The organism is Polynucleobacter bastaniensis (genome assembly GCF_018882205.1).
Taxonomy (GTDB): domain Bacteria; phylum Pseudomonadota; class Gammaproteobacteria; order Burkholderiales; family Burkholderiaceae; genus Polynucleobacter; species Polynucleobacter bastaniensis.
Window position 1 is genome coordinate 174,419 of record NZ_JACVOU010000003.1, and the last position, 22,320, is coordinate 196,738.

Sequence of the window (22,320 nt, forward strand, 5' to 3'; positions counted from 1 at the left end):
CTTGGCTTGGGCTTCACATAATCCGATTTTCAATTAAGAGACGAGAATGGCTGTGCAGATAGAAAATTTAGGTCAGTTAGACCGCAAAGTGACCTTAGAGTTCGCCCGTGCCGATTTGGCTAAGGCGAGAGATGACCGTTTAGCTAAATTGGGTAAAACCATGAAGGCCCCAGGCTTCCGTCCAGGCAAAGTGCCTAAGACCATGGTTGAAAAGCAATACGGCATGCAGGTGGATTTTGAGCTCCAGTTCGATAAAGCCTCTGAACTGTTCTATGAGCTAGCTCAAAAAGAAAAAATTCAATTGGCTGGTCAACCTCGCCTCGATCCAAAATCAGAATTAGATGCGGACAAAATCGTGTTTGATGCTTACTTTGAAGTATTGCCAGAAGTGAAGATTGGCGATTTCAGTAAAGCAGAGGTAACTAAGTACACAACGGATATCTCCGATGCCGAGATTGATCGTGCGCTGGATGTATTGCGCAAGCAGCAAGTGCATTACCATCCGCGCGGCGATGCTGGTGATCATGGCGATGGCGGTGCAAATACAGCAGCGCAAGCTGGCGACCAAGTGATTATTGATTTTGTTGGCAAGATCGATGGTGTTGAATTTGCTGGTGGTAAAGCAGAAAATTTTGAATATGTTCTCGGCGAAGGCCGCATGCTCCCAGAATTCGAAGCCGCTACATTGGGCCTTAAAGCAGGTGATAGTAAAACTTTCCCATTAAGCTTTCCAGCGGACTACCACGGCAAAGATGTTGCCGGTAAAACTGCTGATTTCACCATTACTGTAAAGTCAGTCAATTGGGCGCACCTCCCTGTAATTGACGATGCGTTTGCATTGTCTCTAGGCGTTGCCGATGGTGGCGTTGCGAAGATGCGTGAAGAAATAAAAGAAAATTTAGATCGTGAAACTAAGCGTCGCATTACTACCTTGTTAAAGGGCGAAGTAATGGAGAAGCTCAATAGCATTTGCGAACTCGATACACCAAAATCTTTGGTTGCTCAAGAGCAAGAGCGTTTGGTTGAGTCTGCACGTCAAGACTTAATGCAGCGTGGTGTTCCAAATGCTAAGGACGCACCGATTCCTGCTGAGATGTTTGCTGAGCAAGCCATTAAGCGTGTTCGCCTTGGATTGATTTTGAGCGATTTGGTGAAGCAGCAGAATTTGGCTGCTACTGCGGATCAAATCAAAGCGGAAATTGATGAGCAAGCTGCTACTTACGAAGATCCAAAAGAAGTGGTACGTTGGTTCTACAGCAACCCTAGCCGCCTCAAAGATGTTGAGAATGTAGTGCTTGAGGATAACGTAATCAAGTTTTTCACTTCGCAGGCTAAAGTGATTGACAAAGCTGTTACTTTCGAAGAACTCAGTAAACTGAGCTAAGCCTAACTTAGCTTATGCATTTATTTAATAAAGGTCTGATCATATGAACCAGAATCATTTCCCGTCTGAGAATACAGAGCCCAAAGCTTTGGGTTTAGTTCCAATGGTCATTGAAACCTCTGGTCGAGGTGAGAGAGCCTATGACATTTACTCTCGTTTACTTAAAGAGCGTGTTGTTTTCTTAGTTGGCGAAGTAAATGATCAATCTGCAAATTTAGTGATTGCACAGCTGTTATTTCTCGAGAGCGAGAACCCAGATAAAGAAATTTCTCTGTACATCAACTCTCCTGGCGGTTCTGTTTCAGCTGGTTTAGCAATTTATGACACCATGCAATTCATTAAGCCACACGTCAGCACTTTGTGTATGGGCATGGCTGCAAGCATGGGTGCATTCTTATTATGTGCTGGCGAGAAGGGTAAGCGCTACGCCTTACCGAATTCACGCGTGATGATTCATCAGCCATTAGGCGGTGCGCGTGGCCAAGCTTCAGATATTGAGATTCAAGCTCGTGAAATTCTTTATTTACGTGAGCGCTTGAATAAGATTTTGTCTGATCGCACAGGTCAAACGATTGAAACAATTGCCAAAGATACTGATCGCGATAACTTTATGTCTGCAGACCAGGCCCAAGAGTATGGCTTGATCGATAAAGTCATTGATAAGCGTCCTTAATTCAAATTTCATTTTTAGACAGCCATTTTGAGCGATATTAAGAACACCACTAGCGCAGACAAAGTTCTGTATTGCTCATTTTGCGGCAAGAGCCAGCACGAAGTTAAAAAGCTGATTGCTGGTCCATCGGTATTTATTTGTGATGAGTGTATTGACCTCTGTACAGACATTATTCAAGAAGAATTATCAAAGCTGCCTAAGCTTGAAGGTGATGATTCTTTACCAACGCCCCATCAGATTCGCGAGAACCTCGATCAGTATGTGATTTGCCAAGAGCATGCTAAGAAGACTCTAGCGGTAGCGGTTTACAACCATTACAAACGCTTGCAGTATTTACCAAAGCCAAAAAAAGAGAAGCTGGATAAAGACGGTAAATCTGTAGAGACTGCTGATAAAAAAGAGTCTAAGCTTCCTGCTAAAGCTATGGTTGACGGTGTCGAATTAGCTAAGAGCAACATCTTGCTGATCGGCCCAACTGGCTCTGGTAAAACACTATTAGCCCAGACTTTAGCGCGTATGTTGGACGTACCTTTTGTGATGGCTGATGCAACCACCTTGACCGAAGCTGGTTATGTAGGTGAGGACGTAGAGAATATTATTCAGAAGTTGTTACAGGCTTGCGACTATAACGTAGAAAAAGCGCAGCGTGGCATTGTTTATATCGATGAGATAGATAAGATCTCTCGTAAATCAGATAATCCATCCATTACTCGTGATGTATCGGGTGAAGGTGTTCAACAAGCGCTGCTAAAGCTTGTTGAGGGCACTATGGCCTCTGTGCCACCTCAAGGTGGACGTAAGCACCCAAACCAAGATTTCTTACAAGTCGACACCACTAATATTTTGTTTATCTGCGGTGGCGCATTTGATGGTCTCGAGAAGGTCATTCAGCAGCGTACTGCGCAGACCGGCATCGGATTTAATGCAACTGTTCCAGGTAAAGATGATCGCGGCATTAGCGACCTCTTAATCGAAGTGGAGCCGGAAGATCTCATTAAATTCGGCCTCATTCCTGAATTGATTGGTCGCTTGCCGGTAGTAGCTACTTTGATGCAACTTGATGAAGCCGCTTTGATCCAGATTTTGACTGAGCCTAAGAACGCCTTAGTTAAGCAGTACCAGGCGCTATTAACGATGGAAGGCTCTGAGCTTGAGGTTCGTCCAGCAGCACTCTCAGCCATTGCCTTAAAAGCAATTGCCCGCAAGACTGGTGCTCGTGGCCTACGATCTATTCTTGAGGGATCCCTCATGGATGTGATGTATGACCTGCCATCTTTGAAGAATGTTCAAAAGGTTGTCATTGATGAAAGCGCCATTGCTGATGGTGGTAAGCCCATTTTGGTCTACAAGCAAGCTGAAGAATCTACAGAATTGAGTAAAAAAGCCTAATTTTTGCTACTTTTTGCTGTTTTCAGTAGTTTTTTGCTTACTTTTTGCACATTTCCCCCTTGTTTTTCGCTTGTCGGCACCCACATAGGTAGTATCCTGTTCCTAAATAATGTCTGTATTTAGTGGTGCGGCATTTTTAGAGATTTTTACGGAACGACTATTTTGGAGGAATTGCCCTATGTCTGGCCACTTATTACTACCCTCTGAACCTATCCAACTGCCATTGCTCCCATTAAGGGATGTGGTGGTATTTCCTCACATGGTGATTCCATTGTTTGTGGGGCGACCAAAATCCATCAAAGCGCTAGAAGCTGCCATGGAGACTGGCAAGAATGTACTTTTAGTCGCGCAAAAGACTGCTGCGAAAGATGAGCCTAGCGTAGAAGACCTCTACGACGTTGGTTGCATTGCCAATATTCTGCAGATGCTTAAACTACCCGACGGTACTGTCAAGGTATTAGTAGAGGGCGTTCAACGCGCTGAAGTCACCCAAGTAGAAGATAGCCAAGGCTATTTCTCTTGCGAAGCTACTCCAACACCGATGTCCTCGTTGGATGCTCATGAGACTGAGGCATTACGTCGCGCCATCATGGCTCAGTTTGATCAGTACGTGAAGTTGAACAAAAAAGTCCCTCAAGAAATTCTTTCCTCGCTGGGCGGCATTGATGATCCAAGTCGTTTGGCAGATACTATTTGTGCACATTTGCCAGTCAAACTTGAGCAAAAGCAACGTTTGCTAGAGATGTCTGATGTAGTGCAAAGACTGGAAAGTCTTCTTGCTGATCTTGAAAGTGAGATCGATATCTTGCAAGTTGAGAAGCGAATTCGTGGACGTGTAAAGCGTCAGATGGAAAAGAGTCAGCGCGAGTACTACTTGAATGAACAAGTTAAAGCTATTCAAAAAGAATTAGGTGAGGGTGAGGAGGGCGCTGATCTTGAGGAGCTCGAGAAGCGCATTAAAGCTGCTCGCATGCCTAAAGAAGCATTAAAGAAGGCTGAGTCTGAGCTCAAGAAATTGAAGCTGATGTCTCCAATGTCTGCAGAGGCTACAGTGATTCGCAACTTCATTGACACCTTGGTGACGCTGCCGTGGAAGAAGAAAACCAAGATCAACAATGATTTGACCAATGCTGAAAAAGTATTGGACGAAGATCACTACGGACTTGATAAAGTTAAAGAGCGTATTTTGGAGTATCTCGCGGTTCAACAGAGAGTTGATCGTGTTAAGGCGCCAATCCTCTGTTTAGTTGGCCCACCGGGTGTTGGTAAAACTTCCTTGGGTCAATCTATTGCTCGCGCAACCAACCGTAAGTTTGTGCGTATGGCATTAGGTGGTGTTCGCGACGAATCTGAAATTCGGGGACACCGCCGTACCTACATTGGTTCTATGCCAGGCAAGATTCTGTCTAGCCTGACTAAAGTGGGTGTACGTAACCCTTTATTTCTCTTGGACGAAGTTGACAAGATGGGTATGGATTTCCGCGGAGATCCTGCTAGTGCCTTGCTAGAGGTCTTAGATCCTGAGCAGAATCACACATTCCAAGATCACTATGTTGAAGTTGATTTTGATCTCTCGGATGTGATGTTTGTTGCTACATCGAACTCATTGAATATTCCTGGCCCATTATTGGATCGCTTGGAAATTATTCGTCTTGCTGGTTATACGGAAGATGAGAAGACCAGCATTGCTACCAATTATTTAATCCCTAAACAGATTAAAAATAATGGTCTCAAGAAAGATGAGTTGAAGATTGAGGAATCTGCTGTGCGCAGCATGATTCGTTATTACACTCGTGAAGCCGGTGTTCGCTCCTTAGAGCGAGAAATCAGCAAGATTTGCCGTAAGGTAGTGAAATTGCTGCTCCTAAAAAAAGAGGCTGCTCCAGTCACGGTGAATGCTGACAATCTTGAGAAGTTCCTGTCCGTGAAGATGTATGACTTTGGTCTTGCCGCAAAAGAGAATCAAGTTGGCCAAGTCACCGGCCTAGCTTGGACTGAAGTTGGTGGCGATCTGCTTACCATCGAAGCAGCAGTGATGCCGGGTAAGGGAGTCATTACTCGTACAGGCTCCATTGGCGATGTCATGAAGGAATCTGTAGAAGCGGCAAAAACAGTGGTTCGCTCACGAGCAAGAGCGCTTGGCATTACTGATGAAGCATTCGAGAAGAAGGATATTCATATTCACTTCCCTGATGGTGCGACCCCGAAAGATGGTCCGTCAGCTGGTATCGCCATCACCACTGCCTTGGTATCTGTATTTACAGGCATTCCAATCCGCTCAGATGTAGCAATGACAGGTGAGATTACTTTGCGTGGTGAGGTGCTTCCGATTGGCGGCTTAAAAGAGAAGCTATTGGCAGCGCATCGTGGTGGCATCAAGTTGGCTTTGATTCCAGAAGAAAATGTTAAAGACTTAATTGATATTCCTGACAACGTTAAGAATGCTATTGAGATCGTGCCGGTGCGATGGATTGATAAAGTTTTGGAGTTGGCTTTAGAGAGAAAACCAGTTGCTTTGTCGGATCCAACGCCAGAAGAGCTTGCCAAAAAGGTTGCTGAAGCTAGTAAAGCTAATGAAAAGATTTCTTCTGGAGAGGTCTTGAAGCATTGATGTCATTGGATATATGAGGGATTTTTAGTCAGATTGAGTGGTTTATTGCAGCCCAATTTGCTAAGGAATCCCTCTTTTACTCTCACACTAGGTTACAATCTCGTCTGTATTAATTTGGGGCGCTTAGCTCAGATGGTAGAGCGTCTGCCTTACACGCAGAATGTCGGCGGTTCGATCCCGTCAGCGCCCACCAGTTTCCCATTTGGATTTGTTTTTCACTTCAACAGGCTTCCTAGTTTCTTCTAGACCTTCCGCCTAGTACACTCGCGTTATTAATTTTATTTTCGAGCGATTAATTTATGTTTGATTCAGTACGTAAACACCAAAGAGTTCTGCAGTTTGTTTTGATGTTATTTATCGTTCCATCGTTCGCCTTGTTTGGTATTTCGAGTTACTCCAGTTTCATGGATAAAGAAACCGACATTGTGAAGGTCAACGGCAAGCCTATTACTGCGCAAGAAGTTGATGCTGCTGCAAAACGTCAAGCTGAGCGTGTTGGTGGCAATGCGCAGATCGCTCAAAGCCTGCCTTTCCGCCAGGCGATCTTAAATGAGTTACTACAACAACGCATCCTCGGTTTTGCGGTCAGCGACCTCCGCCTGCAGGTAGGCAAGCAAGAGCTCGTCAATAGTTTGCAAAAGATTCCGCAGATTCGTGCTTTATATCGCCAAGACGGTACATTTGATGATGTGCGTTTCAAACAGTTACTTGCTAGCAACGGTATGAATGAAGAGCAGTTTTATGCTGGCCAAAGTTTTGATTTAAAAATTCAACAGTTAGTTAATTCAGTTGCTAGAACAGAGTTGGCTAGCCCAAAATTATCTGAGATCGTTTCATCTTTATATGAGACTGAAAGACAGGTTCAGACTTTGCAGTTTAATGCTAAAGATTATTTAGCTAAAGTAAATCCAAGCGCACAAGAGTTGCAGGCTTTCTATGAGGCCAATGCTAAGTTATTTGAGCGTCCTGAATATATGGATGTTGAATACATCGTACTAAAGGCGGATCCGAAAGAGGATTCCAAAGCCTTTAATGAAAAAGCAGATCAGTTTGCCAATATCACTTATGACCAGTCCGATAGCTTAAAGCCGGCTGCAGACAAATTGAAGCTCAGCATCCAAACTCAGAAGGGTGTTACTCGAGGTGGTGCAGCTGGTGTGTCTAGGGACCATCCTTTAGCCAATGCCAAAGTAATTCAGTCACTCTATGGTGATGAGGCTCTGAAAAATAAGCGTAACACCGAGGCTGTGCAAATAGCACCTGGTGTATTTGTATCCGCACGTGTAGTAACTTTATACCCAGCGCAAGTTTTGCCTTTTAAGGATGTTGTGGCAGAAGTGAAACGTCAAGTGAGCCAAGTTGCTGCAGAGAAGCTAGCAATTGCTGCAGCTAGTGAAAAATTAGCTGCTCTTGAAAAGGATCCTAAGAATGTTGCTGGCTTCAGTAGTGCTATCTGGATTTCACGTAATAAGCCTGGAAGTTTAGTAGGCTCGTCCATGGATCAAGTTATGTCCGTAAATGAAGCTAAGCTACCGGCGATTGTTTCGGTTACGAATCCTGGTGTTGGCAGTACGATTTATCGCATTGATCAGGTTCGTCAACCATCAACGGTGGATGCCAAGGTTCAAAAAGCGCAAGCACAACAGATCCAGGCATTGGCTGCGCAGTCCGAATTTGCAGGCTTTATGGACTACTGGCGCAATAGCGCTGGCATTAAGATCGTTAACCCGCTGAAGGAAGCAAGCGCTGGAAGTGCGGGAAGTTAAGCTAGGGTAGTTTTTTTAGCAAGTTACTGTATGGGGCCATTGAGTCCCATACGTTTTTAAAGATAATGCTTTGTGCATCTACATTGGGGTGCAGTCGATCCGCTTGGAATAACTCTGGTTTAGTAGCAACACCCTCTAAGAAGAAAGGCAGCAACTCTACTCGCTCTTGATTCGCTATTTGAGGATAGAGCTGTTTAAATTGCTTGGTATAGGTTTGGCCATAGTTTGTAGGAATCTGAATGCCACAGAGTAAAACCTTGGCGCCTGATTTTTTACTCATCTGAATCATCTGACGCATATTGGCTTCAGTTTGATTTACAGGTAAGCCACGTAAGGCATCGTTAGCACCTAACTCGATCAGGACAATCCCCGGATTTTTTTGACTCAAGAGGGCTGGAAGGCGGGTTAGTCCACCGGAGCTAGTCTCACCACTAATGCTGGCATTAAATACGCTCCAAGGACTTTTCTCTTTTGCAAGTTCCCCCTCAAGCAGGGTCACCCAGCCGGTGCCACGCGGTAGACCATATTCAGCTGAAAGACTATCGCCCAATACCAGAATGACAGGCTTTACTTGAGCCCAAGAACAAATACTCATTAAGAGGCAAAATAGACCTGTAATGAGTTTATTGGCGATTAAAAGCTGATTTTGCATTTTTCCATTCTTAAAAATTTTTCACATGAACAAACAGTCTAATTCCATTGTTGCCGATCGGGTAAGCAAGCAGGTAAATACGGCTGATGGCAACTTGAGTATTTTGCACGACCTGAGCTTTCAAATAGAGCAAGGCGAAAGCGTAGCCATTGTTGGGGCCTCGGGCTCTGGAAAAAGTACTTTATTAAGCCTGCTGGCTGGACTAGACCTGCCAAGCGCGGGGCAAATTGACCTTATGGGGCAAAACTTGAACTTGCTTGATGAGGATGGCAGGGCACGTTTACGTGGTCAGTTGGTTGGCTTTGTCTTTCAATCCTTTCAGCTCTTACCCCACTTGACTGCCCTTGAGAATGTGATGCTCCCGCTGGAGATTGCCGGGAACCCTCAAGTTCAAGCTCGCCAGTTTGCCCGGGAGTGGTTAGAAAAGGTCGGTCTAACTCCTAGATCTAATCACTTCCCTAAAACCCTTTCTGGTGGAGAGCAGCAGCGTGTGGCGCTGGCACGAGCTTTTATTAATAAGCCGGCTATCCTATTTGCTGATGAGCCCACCGGAAGCCTAGATGAGGCCAGTGGAAATAGGGTGATTGAGCTTCTTTTTGAACTAAATCGGGAGAATTCCTCAACGCTTGTTTTGGTCACTCATGATCCAGCCTTGGCTGCTCGGTGTGGACGTCAATTGAACCTGCATGGCGGACGATTAGCTTAATCAAAACCTTATAATCTTGGCATGTCATCATTCTGTTGCTTGCCCGGGGCAAATGCCCTTTCTGCCTTCCGCCAACAGCGACTTTTAGCCTCGCTCACAGCCCAAGGAATTCAACTTGAGTCCATAGAGGCTCAATACCTTCATTTCATTTGGTCTGAGTCTGAGCTCAATGCCAAAGACAGAGAGGTGCTCGAAAGTCTACTGACTTACAGCCAACCTTTCGTATCAAAAATGGAGAGTAGTGGCTCTATATTCACTAAGTCTGCTGACAAACAATCTACGATTTCGATTCCCCGCTTCGGTACCGTTTCTCCATGGGCTAGTAAAGCTACGGATATCGCTCGTCAGTGTGGCCTTCACATTTTACGCATTGAACGTGGTGTTCAATATGCGTGGCAAAGTAAAAAATCGCTCAATGCGCAACAAGATCAGCTCGTACTAGCTGCTCTTCATGATCGGATGACGGAAGCTGTTATTGGCGATATCAATGAAGCAAGCGCTTTGTACCAATCTCTTCCCGATAAACCTTTTGTTCGTATCCCCGTGCTTGCTGAGGGTAGAGCGGCACTAGATAAAGCTAATCAAGATCTAGGCCTTGCTCTGTCTGAAGATGAAGTGCTTTATCTAGTTGAAAACTTTATACGCTTAGAACGTAATCCAAGTGATGTTGAATTGATTATGTTTGCCCAGGCGAACAGCGAGCATTGCCGTCATAAGATATTTAATTCCAGTTGGACGATTGATGGAGATGGTCAGGAAAAATCCCTCTTTGCGATGATTCGCAATACGCATCAACTTCAGCCTGAAGGTACTATCGTTGCCTACTCGGATAACTCAGCGGTAATGGTGGGAGCTGAATCAGAAACATGGTCAGCCAAAGGTCAGGATCGTCGTTACGAAAAAGACATGCGCCTTGTGCACACCTTGATGAAGGTGGAGACGCATAACCACCCTACAGCAATTGCACCTTACCAAGGCGCTTCTACTGGTGCTGGTGGTGAGATTCGAGATGAGGGTGCAACAGGTGTAGGTGGACGCCCTAAAGCAGGTCTGACTGGTTTTACTGTATCCAACCTCAATATTCCGGGCACCGATTTACCATGGGAAGCTGAGAAATACGGCAAGCCTGAGCGTATCGCTACACCACTCCAAATTATGATTGATGGTCCATTGGGTGGCGCTGCATTTAATAATGAATTCGGACGTCCTATTTTGGGTGGTTATTTCCGTGTATTCGAGCAAACCTTGGAGGGTGTTCGTCGCGGTTATCACAAGCCCATCATGATTGCGGGTGGCATTGGTAGCATCGATTCTATTCATACAGTAAAGAAACAAATTAAAGCAGGGCACTTGTTTATCCAATTAGGTGGTCCTGGCATGCGTATTGGTATGGGTGGCGCAACAGGTAGTTCTGTTGCAACTGGTACCAATACTGCAGATTTGGATTTTGATTCAGTCCAGCGCGGTAATCCAGAAATGGAACGTCGCGCGCAAGAGGTGATTAACTCTTGCATTGCCATGGGCACAAAGAACCCAATTGTTTCGATTCATGACGTTGGCGCTGGCGGTGTATCTAATGCATTCCCTGAACTTGCAGATGGAGCTGGATTGGGTGCGCAATTTCAATTGCGTAAGGTGCCACTAGAAGAAAGCGGTATGAGCCCTGCAGAAATTTGGTGCAATGAATCTCAAGAGCGTTATGTTCTGGCTATTGAAGCTAAAGATCTTGAGCTTTTCAAGTCTTTATGTGATCGGGAGCGCTGCCCATTTGCTGTAGTCGGTGAAGCAACCATAGAGCGTCAACTTCAATTAAGCGATAGTAAAGCAGTTGCTGGCAGTGATGCTGCCATGCCAATTGATATGCCAATGGAGGTGTTACTTGGGAAGCCTCCACGTATGCATCGAGATGTAAAGCGTGTTACTCAAAAATTTGAAGAATTAAATGTTACTGATGCTGATCTTGCGCAATGCATTGCTTGGGTTTTACAACAGCCTACGGTTGCCAGTAAGTCATTCTTAATTACCATCGGTGACCGTACCGTCGGTGGCCTTAACGCGCGCGACCCCTTTGTAGGTCCTTGGCAAGTGCCTGTGGCTGATTGTGCTGTTACCTTAATGGATTACAAGGGCTATCACGGTGAAGTAATGTCGATGGGTGAGCGCACTCCATTAGCCGTGATCGATGCACCAGCTGCCGCCAAAATGGCTGTAGGTGAAGCCATTACTAATTTATTGGCTGCAGATATACATCGTTTAGAGGATGTGAAGCTCTCTGCTAACTGGATGGCCGCTTGTGGCTCACCTGGTGAGGACGCAAAGCTATATGACTCAGTTAAAGCGATTGGTATGGATTTATGTCCGGCGCTAGGAATTTCTATCCCGGTTGGCAAAGACTCCTTATCCATGGCAACAGCTTGGCAAGAGGGTGATCAAGCTAAAAAAGTGGTTTCCCCAGTTTCACTCATCATCTCTGCTTTTGCGGCAGTTCAAGACGTTCGCAAAACAATAACGCCTTTGCTCAAACTCCAAGATGAGTCTGGCGAAGCCTTAGATACTGAATTAATTCTGATTGATTTGGGACGCGGTAAAAATCGTATGGCTGGAAGTATTCTGGCCCAAGTACTCAATCAATCTGGTAAATCAGCCCCTAACATAGACCATCCAGAAGATCTCAAGGCTTTGGCCGCAGCAATCATTGAGTTGCGTAAAGATAATCAATTGCTGGCATATCACGATCGTTCTGATGGTGGTTTATTAGCCTGTATCGCAGAAATGGCTTTTGCATCACATACTGGCATTTCCATCAATGTCGACATGATTGCTGTAGATGTTGGGCAAGAGGCTGATTGGGGTGATGCTAAGAATTGGGCAGAGCAAGTTTCTGGACTACGTCATGAACAGACCATACGCGCCCTATTTAACGAAGAGCTTGGCGCGGTGATTCAGATTCGTAAAGTAGATCGTGATGCCGTATTTGCCGTTCTACGAAAGTTAAATCTCGGCGCTTACAGTCATGTGATTGCAAAGCCAAACACTAATGGCCGCATTGAAATTTGGCGTGATGCTAAGAATATTTTTGCAGAACCACGTGAAGTACTTCAAAAGATGTGGTCTAACACCAGCTATCAGATTGCGCGCTTACGTGATAACCCAGACTGTGCTGATAGTGAGTTTTCACTAATTGATAATATTACTGATACAGGAATGTCTCCCAAGTTAACGTTTGATATTACGGATGATGTGACGGCGCCATTCATTAATCAAAATGCGCGACCTAAAGTCGCTATTTTGCGAGAGCAGGGCGTTAACTCCCATGTGGAGATGGCATACGCTATGAGCTGGGCTGGTTTTGATAGCTATGACGTGCACATGTCAGATTTACTCTCTGGTAAATCCAAGTTAGATAATTTCCGTGGTCTGATTGCCTGCGGTGGATTTAGCTACGGAGATGTATTGGGTGCAGGTGAAGGTTGGGCTAAGACTATTTTATTTAACACTCAATTACGTGATCAGTTCACTGCATTTTTTGGCCGCCAGGATAGCTTTGCGCTAGGCGTTTGTAACGGTTGCCAAATGATGAGCAATCTGGCTGGAATTATTCCAGGTGCACAAGCTTGGCCTAAATTCACACGCAACCAGTCTGAGCAATATGAAGCTCGCTTGGTCATGGCTGAGGTAATAGCTTCACCTTCAATCTTTACGCAAGGCATGACAGGTAGTCAGTTGCCGATTGCTATTGCGCATGGCGAAGGTTTTGCAAATTTTAGCCAGCAGGGTAACTTAGAGGTTTTGCAGAAACAAGGATTGGCTGCACTACGATTTGTAGATCACCAAGGCAGCCCAACCGAAATCTATCCAATGAACCCGAATGGTTCGCCTGGAGGCCTGACAGGAGTTACTACTCCGGATGGACGATTTACCGTGATGATGCCGCATCCAGAGCGAGTGTTCAGGTCCGTACAAATGAGTTGGGCACCAAAGAAATGGCTGGATAATCCCGATGGAGCGAGTCCTTGGATGCGCCTGTTCCGTAATGCCAGAGTCTGGACCAAATAATTTAATGTCAGATATATCCATGGCTATGGAGCCAGTGACGTTTTCTGAAAGTGGTGGCATTCGTTATTTGCATTTTGGTAGTGAGCTGATTCAAGGTGCCATGCGCATCCGCGACCCGGATGAGATTTATCTTGAATATAACCAGCAGATGATGGCCTGGTTATTGTTTCTAGAGACCAAGCCAGGTATGCGTATTGCTCAACTTGGCCTTGGCACCGGCGCCCTGACTAAGTTTGCACATCGCTATTGTCCCGCGGTCAAGACCACGGTCGTCGAGCTTAATCCCGCCGTGATTGTTGCTGCTAGAAGTATGTTTTTCACGCCGTCTGATGATCGGCGTCTTGAGACTCTTCAGCTTGATGCAAAAGCGTTTGTGAAGAACGCTAAATATCAAAATCACTTTGATGCAGTTCAAGTAGACCTCTACGATGCAATTTGTGACGGCCCATCTGCGAGCTCCTTAGATTTTTATAAGGGCTGTTTTGATATCCTCAAATCGCCTGGCGTATTAACAGTGAATTTATTCTCTCGCCATAAGAGTTTTAATATTAATCTCAACAACATTTGTGAAGCATTTGATAACCGAGTGCTATTATTTCCGGAATCACATGATTGCAATCTTGTAGCAATCGCTTTCAAGGGTCCACAACTCGATGTCGAGTGGAAAGAGGTCTCACAGCGCGCCAAGCTGATTATGCAAAAAACGGACTTACCAACCAATACCTGGGTATCTGGATTAAATCGTGAAAATGCGCATCAAGAAAATAAGCTTTTCATCTAAGGAAAATTAGATAAGGAAAAAGGCGATCAGTTGATCGCCTTTTTTGTTGCCCTCAGATTCAGGGTTGATTTGACTTAAATTGTGACTGTGTCAGCAACATCGCTAAATGACTTAATCTTGTCGAAGTTCATGTACTTATAGACTTCGCCAGACTTAGCATTCAAGGACTCCACTTGCTCGAAATACTCTTTCGGAGTTGGCAGACGACCCAAGAGTGCAGCAACAGCTGAAAGCTCAGCAGAAGCTAGATAGACTCGAGTATCAATACCTAAACGATTCGGAAAATTACGGGTCGAGGTAGAAACTGCAGTTGAGCCTTTACGGATCTGCGCCTGGTTACCCATACAGAGTGAGCAACCCGGAGTTTCCATACGAGCACCAGTAGCGCCCAGAATGCCGTAGTAACCCTCTTCAGTCAGAATCATTTGATCCATCTTAGTTGGTGGCGCAATCCATAGGCGTGTAGGCATGTCTTTTTTGCCCTGAAGAACCTGACCTGCGGCGCGGAAGTGACCAATGTTTGTCATGCAAGAACCGATAAATACTTCGTCGATTTTCTCGCCAGAGACTTCGGATAAGAACTTCACATCATCTGGGTCGTTAGGACAAGCCAAGATCGGCTCTTTAATCTCGCTCATATCGATTTCGATAATCTCAGCATAGTCTGCATTAGCATCAGCCTTGAGCAACTCAGGCTTAGCAATCCAAGCTTCCATTGCTTTGATGCGACGACCTAAGGTGCGCTTATCTTCGTAGCCATTGGCGATCATCCACTTCATTAAAGTGATGTTGGAGCGCATGTATTCAATAATTGGCTCTTTGTTTAATTGAACAGCACAACCGCCAGCAGAACGTTCAGCCGATGCGTCTGATAATTCAAATGCTTGCTCAACCTTCAGGTCAGGCAAACCTTCAATTTCTAAAATACGGCCAGAGAAAATATTTTTTTTACCTTGCTTTTCAACCGTTAGTAAACCTTTTTTGATTGCGTACAAAGGAATGGCATTGACCATATCGCGCAAAGTAATTCCGGGCTGCATCTTGCCCTTAAAGCGTATCAATACAGACTCAGGCATATCCAAAGGCATTACACCAGTGGCGGCAGCAAAAGCAACTAAGCCAGAGCCGGCAGGGAAGGAGATCCCAATGGGAAAGCGAGTATGGCTATCGCCACCAGTGCCACAAGTATCTGGCATGAGCAGACGATTTAACCAGCTATGAATCACACCATCACCCGGGCGTAAAGAAACGCCACCACGGTTGGTCATAAACGCTGGTAATTCATGGTGAGTACGAATGTCTACTGGCTTTGGATAAGCGGAGGTGTGACAGAAAGATTGCATGACTAAGTCAGCGGAGAAGCCTAGGCAAGCAAGGTCTTTTAATTCATCGCGGGTCATTGGGCCAGTAGTGTCTTGTGAACCTACGGTAGTCATGTGTGGCTCACAATAAGTACCTGGGCGAACACCTTGACCCTCAGGTAGGCCACACGCACGACCGACCATCTTCTGTGCCAAGCTAAAGCCTTTTTTGTTATCAGGTGGGCTAACTGGAATACGGAATTCTGTTGAGGCCGGCAAACCTAGGGCTGCACGTGCTTTAGCTGTAAGGCCGCGTCCGACGATCAAAGGAATGCGTCCGCCTGCACGAACTTCATCCAGAATGACTGGTGACTTCAATGAGAAAGAAGCAATTTCTTTACCGTTTTTAAATGCCTTGCCTTCGTATGGACGAAGCTCAATTTCGTCGCCCATATTCATATCAGAAACATCGAGCTCTACTGGCAATGCACCAGCGTCTTCCATCGTGTTAAAAAAGATCGGGGCGATCTTATTGCCTAAGCAAACACCGCCGAAGCGCTTGTTTGGAACAAAGGGAATATCTTTGCCGGTCCACCATAACACGGAGTTCGTTGCGGATTTACGTGAGGATCCAGTTCCCACTACGTCGCCCACATAGGCAATTTGATTGCCTTTCTTCTGGAGAGCTTCAATTTGTTTCATCGGACCACGCACACCAACCTCATCTGGCTCAATGCCTGGACGTGGGTTTTTCAACATGATGGTTGCGTGTAATGGAATATCTGGACGGCTCCATGCATCAGGGGCAGGGGACAGATCATCGGTATTGGTTTCACCAGTCACTTTAAATACGGTGAGCTTCATGCTTTCTGGAACAGCCGTGCGACTTGTAAACCATTCAGCATCTGCCCAGCTTTGCATCACTGCCTTAGCCTGCGCATTGCCTTTTTCTGCCAATTCCTGAACATCATGGAAGTAGTCAAACATCAATAAAGTCTTTTTTAGCTCATTTGCTGCAACTTCCGCGCACTCAGCATCTGACAACAACTCGACTAAAGGCTTAATGTTGTAACCCCCCAGCATGGTGCCCAAGAGTTCAGTTGCCTTAATACGTGTAATCAAAGGGGACTTCTCTGTCCCTTTAGCGATGGCATCCAAAAACTCCGCCTTTACCTTCGCTGCCTCATCAACACCAGCGGGCACTCGATGAGTAATCAGCTCGACTAATTCGGACTCTGTACCCTTTGGTGGATTTTTGAGCAAACCTACTAATTCAGCAGTCTGATCTTTAGACAAGGGGAGGGCTGGAATTCCCAGGGCTGCGCGTTCGGCGACTTGAGCGTTGTAGGCTTCTAGCATCGTATTTCCTATTGGGTGAGTGTTATCAACAGTATGACTAAGCAGGGGGTGTCCCTTTTTCAGTCTATTGTAATTGCTAATTCATGTCTTATATAAGACTTAATCATCAAAAATATCCTTAATTGCTTAAAATTTAGGCAATTTCTCATCAACTTAGACATTCCACGCATTGTTGTTGAGCTTAATGGCATCGAAAAAAAGGGTGTACTTAAATACAAGGGCGATTTTTAGAGAGGGCAAACCATTCCACATTACAAAAAATACAAATCTAAAAAGGGCTACTGTCTAAATGATAGCCATCAGCACCCTGATTCATTGAGTATCTAAGGAATTTTTAATGATTCAGTCGCTATCGTTATAATTACTTTTTCCAACAGAGCTTAAGCGATGACCAAATACGTTTTTGTCACTGGTGGTGTGGTTTCTTCTTTAGGGAAAGGAATCGCAGCTGCCTCGCTTGCCGCGATTCTCGAATCTCGCGGCCTGAAAGTCACCCTCCTAAAATTAGATCCTTATATCAATGTTGACCCAGGGACAATGAGCCCGCTTCAACATGGCGAAGTCTTTGTTACCGAAGATGGCGCTGAAACCGACCTGGATCTTGGGCACTACGAGCGCTTTGTTTCCGCGAAGATGCGTAAGAGCAATAACTTCACAACTGGACAGATCTATGAGTCTGTTATCAGTAAAGAACGGCGTGGCGAGTATCTAGGTAAAACTGTTCAGGTAATTCCGCATATTACGAATGAGATACAGGCTTTTATAGAGCGGGGCGCTAAAGCAAGTCACGATGGTCAGGCTGATATTGCAATTTGTGAGATCGGCGGCACTGTTGGTGACATCGAGTCGCTACCATTTTTAGAGGCCGCTCGACAAATGAGCATTCGTCTTCCAAGGCATAGCTGTGCCTTTATCCACCTTACTCTGGTGCCTTATCTGAGTAGCGCTGGTGAATTAAAAACGAAGCCTACCCAACACTCAGTACAGAAGTTACGTGAAATCGGCATCATGCCGACTGTACTGTTATGCCGTGCAGATCGTCCCATTCCAGAAGATGAGCGCGCTAAGATTTCTCTTTTCTCCAATGTGCGTGAAGAGGCAGTAATCTCAGTTTGGGATGTTGACACTATCTACAAGATTCCAGAAATGCTGCAAGCGCAAGGCATGGATGACTTGATTTGTCGCGAATTGGATATTGAGGCTAAACCTGCTGATCTATCCGTTTGGGCAAACTTGGTTTATGAGTTAGCCAACCCGCAACATGATGTCACCATTGGCATGGTTGGTAAGTACGTTGAGTTAACTGAATCTTATAAGTCATTGATCGAAGCTTTGCGTCATGCTGGAATTCATAATCACACTCGCGTCAATATCAACTACATTGATTCTGAAGTGATTGAAAAAGATGGTATCGATTGCCTGCAAAATTTAGATGCCATTTTGGTGCCAGGCGGATTTGGTAAGCGCGGTACCGAAGGAAAGATTGCTGCCATTCGTTATGCCCGTGAAAACAATATCCCATATCTAGGTATTTGTTTAGGCATGCAATTGGCTGTGATCGAATTTGCGCGCCATGTTGCCAACATTATTCAGGCTAACAGCACTGAGTTTGACCCGGAGACTGAAAATCCAGTCGTTGCTCTGATTACAGAGTGGGTTGATCGCGAAGGTCGGGTTGAGAAGCGTAGCAATGATTCTGATCTCGGTGGAACAATGCGCCTTGGTTCACAGCGCTGTCCTGTTAAGGCGGGTACATTAGCTCATGAGATCTACGGTAATGAGGTAAATGAACGTCACCGTCATCGCTATGAAGTCAATAATATTTATGTTCCTCGTCTTGAGAAGTCTGGCCTTATTATTTCTGCTAGAACTCCAAATGAGTTATTGCCTGAAATGATGGAATTACCAAGTGCTATGCACCCTTGGTTCTTTGGTGTGCAGTTTCATCCAGAGTTCACCTCAACTCCACGTGATGGGCACCCATTATTTTCTGCGTTTATTGAGGCGTCATTAGTTCATCAAGCCGTAACTCAAAAACAAGCTGCCTAGGAGAAACACTTGAGTGCATTTAAGTTATGTGGTTTTGATGTTGGCTTAGACCATCGCTTCTTTTTGATTGCGGGTCCTTGCGTCATTGAGTCTGAGCAGTCTGCCTTGGATATCGCAGGTGAGCTTAAAGAGATTACCGCTGCACTGGGTATTCCATTTATCTATAAGTCTTCTTTTGATAAAGCCAATCGCTCCTCTGGAACTTCTTTCCGTGGCTTGGGCATGGAAAAGGGTTTGGAGATTCTGACACGGGTGAAGCGCGAGATCGGTGTGCCGGTCTTGACCGACATCCATGACATTAGTGAAATTGAGCCCGTATCTAAAGTAGTGGATGTGCTTCAGACTCCAGCTTTCTTGTGCAGGCAAACGGATTTCATACACGCTTGCGCTCAAAGTGGCAAGCCAGTGAATTTCAAGAAGGGGCAATTTTTATCCCCCCATGAAATGCTTAACGTCATCGATAAAGCACGTGCAGCAGCCAAGGAAGTCAATCTGCCAGATCAATTTATGGTTTGTGAGCGCGGCGCTTCATTTGGCTACAACAACTTAGTTTCTGATATGCGTAGTTTGGCTATTTTGCGTGAAGCAAAAGCACCAGTTGTGTTTGATGCGACGCATTCAGTGCAACTTCCTGGTGGCCAAGGCAATACCAGTGGCGGCCAACGCGAATTTGTTCCCGTTCTAGCACGTGCTGCTGTTGCAGTAGGCATCAGTGGTTTATTTATGGAGACGCACCCGGATCCAGCCAAAGCACTTTCTGATGGCCCAAATGCTGTGCCATTGAATCGCATGAAAGAATTACTTGAGTCTTTAGTAGCAATTGACTCTGTTGTGAAGAAGCCTGGATCATTTTTAGAAGACAGCTTTAAATAACACCCCATATTCATTTAATTTAGGAGAAGGTGCATGAGCGCCATTGTTGACATCATCGGTAGAGAAGTTTTAGATTCACGCGGCAACCCCACAGTGGAATGCGATGTCTTGCTTGAATCGGGTGTGATGGGGCGAGCTGCAGTGCCTTCAGGTGCATCAACTGGTTCGCGGGAAGCGATTGAGCTACGTGACGGGGATCAAGCGCGTTACTTGGGTAAGGGCGTTCTCAAGGCTGTACAAAATATTAATATTGAGATTGCTGAATCTATCCTAGGTCTTGATGCTAGCGAACAAGCATTCCTTGATCACACCTTGATCGAACTAGACGGGACACATAACAAAGCGCGCTTAGGTGCTAATGCAACCTTGGCTGTTTCTATGGCAGTAGCGCGGGCTGCTGCAGAAGAAGCTGGCTTGCCTTTGTATCGTTACTTTGGTGGATCTGGCGGTATGCAATTGCCGGTCCCCATGATGAATATTGTCAATGGCGGTGCTCACGCAAATAACAGCTTAGATATACAAGAATTTATGGTGATGCCAGTGGGGGCTCAAAGCTTCCGTGAGGCACTTCGCTGTGGCGCTGAAATCTTCCATGAATTGAAAAAGATTCTGGGTGCCCAAGGCATGCCAACCACTGTTGGAGATGAGGGTGGCTTTGCACCTAATTTCAAGAGCAATCAAGAGTGCTTACAAACCATTATGAAGGCAATTGAAGGTGCTGGCTACCAAGCTGGTGAAGATGTCTTGCTAGCTTTGGATTGCGCTGCTAGTGAATTCTATAAAGATGGTAAGTATCACTTGGCGGGCGAGGGCTTGCAACTTTCTTCAAGCGAATTCTCAGACTACCTTGGTAACTTGGCTGATCAATTTCCAATCGTATCGATTGAGGATGGTATGCATGAAAGCGACTGGGATGGATGGGCGGACATTACTCAAAAATTGGGCAAGAAAATCCAATTGGTTGGTGATGATCTTTTCGTGACTAATACTCGTATTCTCAAGGAAGGGATTGAGAAGGGTATTGCTAATTCCATCTTGATCAAGATTAATCAAATTGGCACCCTAACTGAGACCTTTGCTGCGATTGAAATGGCGAAGCGCGCCAATTACACGGCAGTCATTTCGCATCGCTCTGGTGAAACAGAAGACAACACCATTGCTGATATTGCTGTTGGTACGAACGCTGGCCAAATTAAGACCGGCTCCTTGTCTCGCTCTGATCGGATTGCCAAGTACAACCAATTGCTGCGCATTGAAGAAGATTTGGGTGATGTTGCTACCTACCTAGGTAAGTCTGTTTTCTATAACCTCAAACGCTAATTACTAGTTATCCTTTAGCTCATGCGCATTGTCATCTACTCGATGCTGTTATTGCTGATTGCAATACAGTACCCACTTTGGTTGGGTAAGGGTGGATGGCTAAAGGTATACGAGATGGAGAAGCAGCTTGAGTTACAGCAGGCTAAAAACAGCCTGCTGAACTTGCGTAATGCCAAGCTCACTGGCGACGTTAAAGATTTAAAAGATGGTACCCGCGCAATTGAAGAGCGGGCTAGGGTGGAGCACGGCATGCTTAAGGAGGGAGAGTTCTTCGTACAAATCCTTCCAAACGAAAAATCTGCCTCGAATGCTGCAGATGGCGTAAAGCCAACTGCAACGAAGCAGTAACTAAGCGGTAACTAAGCCTTAAGATCGCCTAATGCCCGCTAGAGGGTGGTCTTGTAGCATCTGCCAATAAATCTGTTTTAAAGACCTGCCTACAATCAACGGCATCAAAGCAGTAGGCCTTTGCACAAAAATCACACTCAGTTTCAACGGCGCCTTGCTCTGCAAGAATACTTTCAACTTCTTCTTCACCAAGCATTCTCAGAATATCGGCCACCTTGGTGCGTGAACAGCGGCAACTAAAGCGAACAGGGCGAGGCGGAAAGCTTCTGACACCACTTTCTGTGGATTCCTCTAAAAAGAGACGGCGCAGGATAGTGTCCGGCGAAAGCGTGAGTAATTCTTCATTGGTAATCGTTTCACCCAGTGTCTGAATTCGGGCCCAGCCTTCAGCCGCAAGTTGAGGATCAAGATGGGCATGACCCCCTGAATCTGGCAAGCGCTGCAACAGCAATCCGCCGACATGGGTGTCATTGGATGCTAGCCAAATGCGGGTATCCAATTGCTCTGAGTTTTGCATGTATAGAGCAATCGCTTCGGCAGCGCTGGTAACGGGCTTAATGACGGTGCCGCGGTGCTCTTGAAGGGCTACTATCCCTTGGTAGGGCGCTTGACCAGGTTGACGGTCAGATGGGTCTAGGGTGATGACTAGACGCCCAGTATTGTTTGCATCTAGCAATTCACCTAGAGTGGCGTCGGGATCAATGCTGGCAGCGTCTACAGATAGCTTTACAGTAGCTCGCATGGTCAGGTCGGACTTGCATTCCACCACGAGAAGCTGAATAGGGCCTTTACTTTGAGCCTGAATAATCAGCGTCCCATCAAATTTGAGGCTTGCGCTTAACAGGGTGGCTGCAGCCACAAAGTCACCTAGGATTCGCTTGACTTCGGGGGGGTCATTACGACGCTCTAATACGGCCTGCCAAGCACTGCTTATGGAAACAATCTCGCCGCGGACCGGGGCACCATCACATATAAATACAAGTAATTCGTTCATAGGTGAAAGTATCCACTTTTTTGATGATCGGAGTGCCAAATAATCAAATCTAAAGCTG

15 protein-coding genes and 1 tRNA gene are annotated in these 22,320 nt (G+C 45.7%); 13 read left to right on the forward strand and 3 right to left on the reverse strand.

Features of this window, described 5'->3' with window-relative positions; all coding sequences use genetic code 11:
* The first annotated feature begins 46 nt into the window (after positions 1 to 46).
* From tig to ICN22_RS06895, 6 genes are all read left to right on the forward strand, one after another.
* Positions 47 to 1,384, forward strand: coding sequence for a trigger factor (gene tig / locus ICN22_RS06870; protein ID WP_216169525.1), 1,338 nt, complete (start codon positions 47 to 49; stop codon positions 1,382 to 1,384).
* Positions 1,385 to 1,427: 43 nt separating this feature from the next.
* The gene (clpP, locus tag ICN22_RS06875) at positions 1,428 to 2,057 is read left to right on the forward strand and encodes an ATP-dependent Clp endopeptidase proteolytic subunit ClpP (RefSeq protein WP_216169526.1); all 630 of its coding nucleotides are present in this window, start codon (positions 1,428 to 1,430) and stop codon (positions 2,055 to 2,057) included.
* 27 nt (positions 2,058 to 2,084) lie between these two features.
* Positions 2,085 to 3,446 carry an ATP-dependent Clp protease ATP-binding subunit ClpX gene (clpX, locus tag ICN22_RS06880; RefSeq protein ID WP_216169527.1) on the forward strand — a complete coding sequence of 454 codons (1,362 nt, stop codon included), beginning with the start codon at positions 2,085 to 2,087 and terminating at the stop codon, positions 3,444 to 3,446.
* 178 nt (positions 3,447 to 3,624) lie between these two features.
* Positions 3,625 to 6,057 carry an endopeptidase La gene (gene lon, locus ICN22_RS06885; protein ID WP_216169528.1) on the forward strand — a complete coding sequence of 811 codons (2,433 nt, stop codon included), beginning with the start codon at positions 3,625 to 3,627 and terminating at the stop codon, positions 6,055 to 6,057.
* A gap of 117 nt (positions 6,058 to 6,174) precedes the next feature.
* Positions 6,175 to 6,250, forward strand: a tRNA-Val gene (locus tag ICN22_RS06890).
* A 106-nt stretch (positions 6,251 to 6,356) separates the two neighbouring features.
* Positions 6,357 to 7,823 carry a peptidylprolyl isomerase gene (locus ICN22_RS06895; RefSeq protein WP_216169529.1) on the forward strand — a complete coding sequence of 489 codons (1,467 nt, stop codon included), beginning with the start codon at positions 6,357 to 6,359 and terminating at the stop codon, positions 7,821 to 7,823.
* Position 7,824: 1 nt separating this feature from the next.
* On the opposite strand, the gene ICN22_RS06900 is transcribed toward ICN22_RS06895, so the two are convergent.
* On the reverse strand, positions 7,825 to 8,475 hold the full coding sequence (locus ICN22_RS06900) for an arylesterase (protein WP_216169530.1): 651 nt from the start codon (positions 8,473 to 8,475) through the stop codon (positions 7,825 to 7,827).
* A 25-nt stretch (positions 8,476 to 8,500) separates the two neighbouring features.
* On the opposite strand from ICN22_RS06900, the gene ICN22_RS06905 reads away from it, so the two are divergent.
* Genes ICN22_RS06905 through ICN22_RS06915 form a run of 3 tightly spaced genes read left to right on the forward strand, consistent with a single transcriptional unit; the run spans position 8,501 to position 14,018 of the window.
* Positions 8,501 to 9,181 carry an ABC transporter ATP-binding protein gene (locus ICN22_RS06905; RefSeq protein WP_216169531.1) on the forward strand — a complete coding sequence of 227 codons (681 nt, stop codon included), beginning with the start codon at positions 8,501 to 8,503 and terminating at the stop codon, positions 9,179 to 9,181.
* A 21-nt stretch (positions 9,182 to 9,202) separates the two neighbouring features.
* Complete coding sequence (gene purL, locus ICN22_RS06910) at positions 9,203 to 13,237, forward strand: phosphoribosylformylglycinamidine synthase (protein ID WP_216169532.1); 4,035 nt, start codon at positions 9,203 to 9,205, stop codon at positions 13,235 to 13,237.
* Between the two features lie 4 nt (positions 13,238 to 13,241).
* The gene (locus ICN22_RS06915; protein WP_255533888.1) at positions 13,242 to 14,018 is read left to right on the forward strand and encodes a spermine/spermidine synthase domain-containing protein; all 777 of its coding nucleotides are present in this window, start codon (positions 13,242 to 13,244) and stop codon (positions 14,016 to 14,018) included.
* 74 nt (positions 14,019 to 14,092) lie between these two features.
* On the opposite strand, the gene ICN22_RS06920 is transcribed toward ICN22_RS06915, so the two are convergent.
* Positions 14,093 to 16,678: a bifunctional aconitate hydratase 2/2-methylisocitrate dehydratase gene (locus ICN22_RS06920; protein ID WP_216169533.1), complete on the reverse strand. Its 2,586-nt coding sequence runs from the start codon at positions 16,676 to 16,678 to the stop codon at positions 14,093 to 14,095.
* 387 nt (positions 16,679 to 17,065) lie between these two features.
* Between ICN22_RS06920 and pyrG the strand changes: the two genes are divergently transcribed.
* From pyrG to ftsB, 4 genes are read left to right on the forward strand one after another with little or no spacing between them, the layout of a single operon-like run.
* Positions 17,066 to 18,727 (forward strand): CTP synthase, encoded by a 1,662-nt coding sequence (gene pyrG, locus ICN22_RS06925; RefSeq protein WP_216169534.1) that lies wholly within the window; start codon positions 17,066 to 17,068, stop codon positions 18,725 to 18,727.
* Between the two features lie 9 nt (positions 18,728 to 18,736).
* Entirely contained in the window at positions 18,737 to 19,600 is an 864-nt protein-coding gene (gene kdsA / locus ICN22_RS06930) for a 3-deoxy-8-phosphooctulonate synthase (RefSeq protein WP_216169535.1), read from the forward strand.
* 33 nt (positions 19,601 to 19,633) lie between these two features.
* Positions 19,634 to 20,920 carry a phosphopyruvate hydratase gene (gene eno / locus ICN22_RS06935; protein ID WP_216169536.1) on the forward strand — a complete coding sequence of 429 codons (1,287 nt, stop codon included), beginning with the start codon at positions 19,634 to 19,636 and terminating at the stop codon, positions 20,918 to 20,920.
* A gap of 21 nt (positions 20,921 to 20,941) precedes the next feature.
* Positions 20,942 to 21,268 carry a cell division protein FtsB gene (gene ftsB, locus ICN22_RS06940; RefSeq protein WP_216169537.1) on the forward strand — a complete coding sequence of 109 codons (327 nt, stop codon included), beginning with the start codon at positions 20,942 to 20,944 and terminating at the stop codon, positions 21,266 to 21,268.
* A gap of 28 nt (positions 21,269 to 21,296) precedes the next feature.
* Here the strand turns inward: ftsB and hslO are convergent, their stop codons facing one another.
* Positions 21,297 to 22,262, reverse strand: coding sequence for an Hsp33 family molecular chaperone HslO (gene hslO / locus ICN22_RS06945; protein WP_216169538.1), 966 nt, complete (start codon positions 22,260 to 22,262; stop codon positions 21,297 to 21,299).
* Between the last annotated feature and the right edge of the window lie 58 nt (positions 22,263 to 22,320).

What these genes read in the sequence shown, in the direction of transcription:
- pyrG (WP_216169534.1), top strand. Translation starts at nt 17,066, where the DNA reads ATGACCAAATACGTTTTTGTCACTGGTGGTGTGGTTTCTTCTTTAGGG.
- purL (WP_216169532.1), top strand. Translation starts at nt 9,203, where the DNA reads ATGTCATCATTCTGTTGCTTGCCCGGGGCAAATGCCCTTTCTGCCTTC.
- tig (WP_216169525.1), top strand. Translation starts at nt 47, where the DNA reads ATGGCTGTGCAGATAGAAAATTTAGGTCAGTTAGACCGCAAAGTGACC.
- ICN22_RS06920 (WP_216169533.1), bottom strand. Translation starts at nt 16,678, where the DNA reads ATGCTAGAAGCCTACAACGCTCAAGTCGCCGAACGCGCAGCCCTGGGA.
- clpP (WP_216169526.1), top strand. Translation starts at nt 1,428, where the DNA reads ATGAACCAGAATCATTTCCCGTCTGAGAATACAGAGCCCAAAGCTTTG.
- hslO (WP_216169538.1), bottom strand. Translation starts at nt 22,262, where the DNA reads ATGAACGAATTACTTGTATTTATATGTGATGGTGCCCCGGTCCGCGGC.
- ICN22_RS06895 (WP_216169529.1), top strand. Translation starts at nt 6,357, where the DNA reads ATGTTTGATTCAGTACGTAAACACCAAAGAGTTCTGCAGTTTGTTTTG.
- ICN22_RS06905 (WP_216169531.1), top strand. Translation starts at nt 8,501, where the DNA reads ATGAACAAACAGTCTAATTCCATTGTTGCCGATCGGGTAAGCAAGCAG.
- ICN22_RS06900 (WP_216169530.1), bottom strand. Translation starts at nt 8,475, where the DNA reads ATGCAAAATCAGCTTTTAATCGCCAATAAACTCATTACAGGTCTATTT.
- lon (WP_216169528.1), top strand. Translation starts at nt 3,625, where the DNA reads ATGTCTGGCCACTTATTACTACCCTCTGAACCTATCCAACTGCCATTG.
- ICN22_RS06915 (WP_255533888.1), top strand. Translation starts at nt 13,242, where the DNA reads ATGTCAGATATATCCATGGCTATGGAGCCAGTGACGTTTTCTGAAAGT.
- eno (WP_216169536.1), top strand. Translation starts at nt 19,634, where the DNA reads ATGAGCGCCATTGTTGACATCATCGGTAGAGAAGTTTTAGATTCACGC.
- ftsB (WP_216169537.1), top strand. Translation starts at nt 20,942, where the DNA reads ATGCGCATTGTCATCTACTCGATGCTGTTATTGCTGATTGCAATACAG.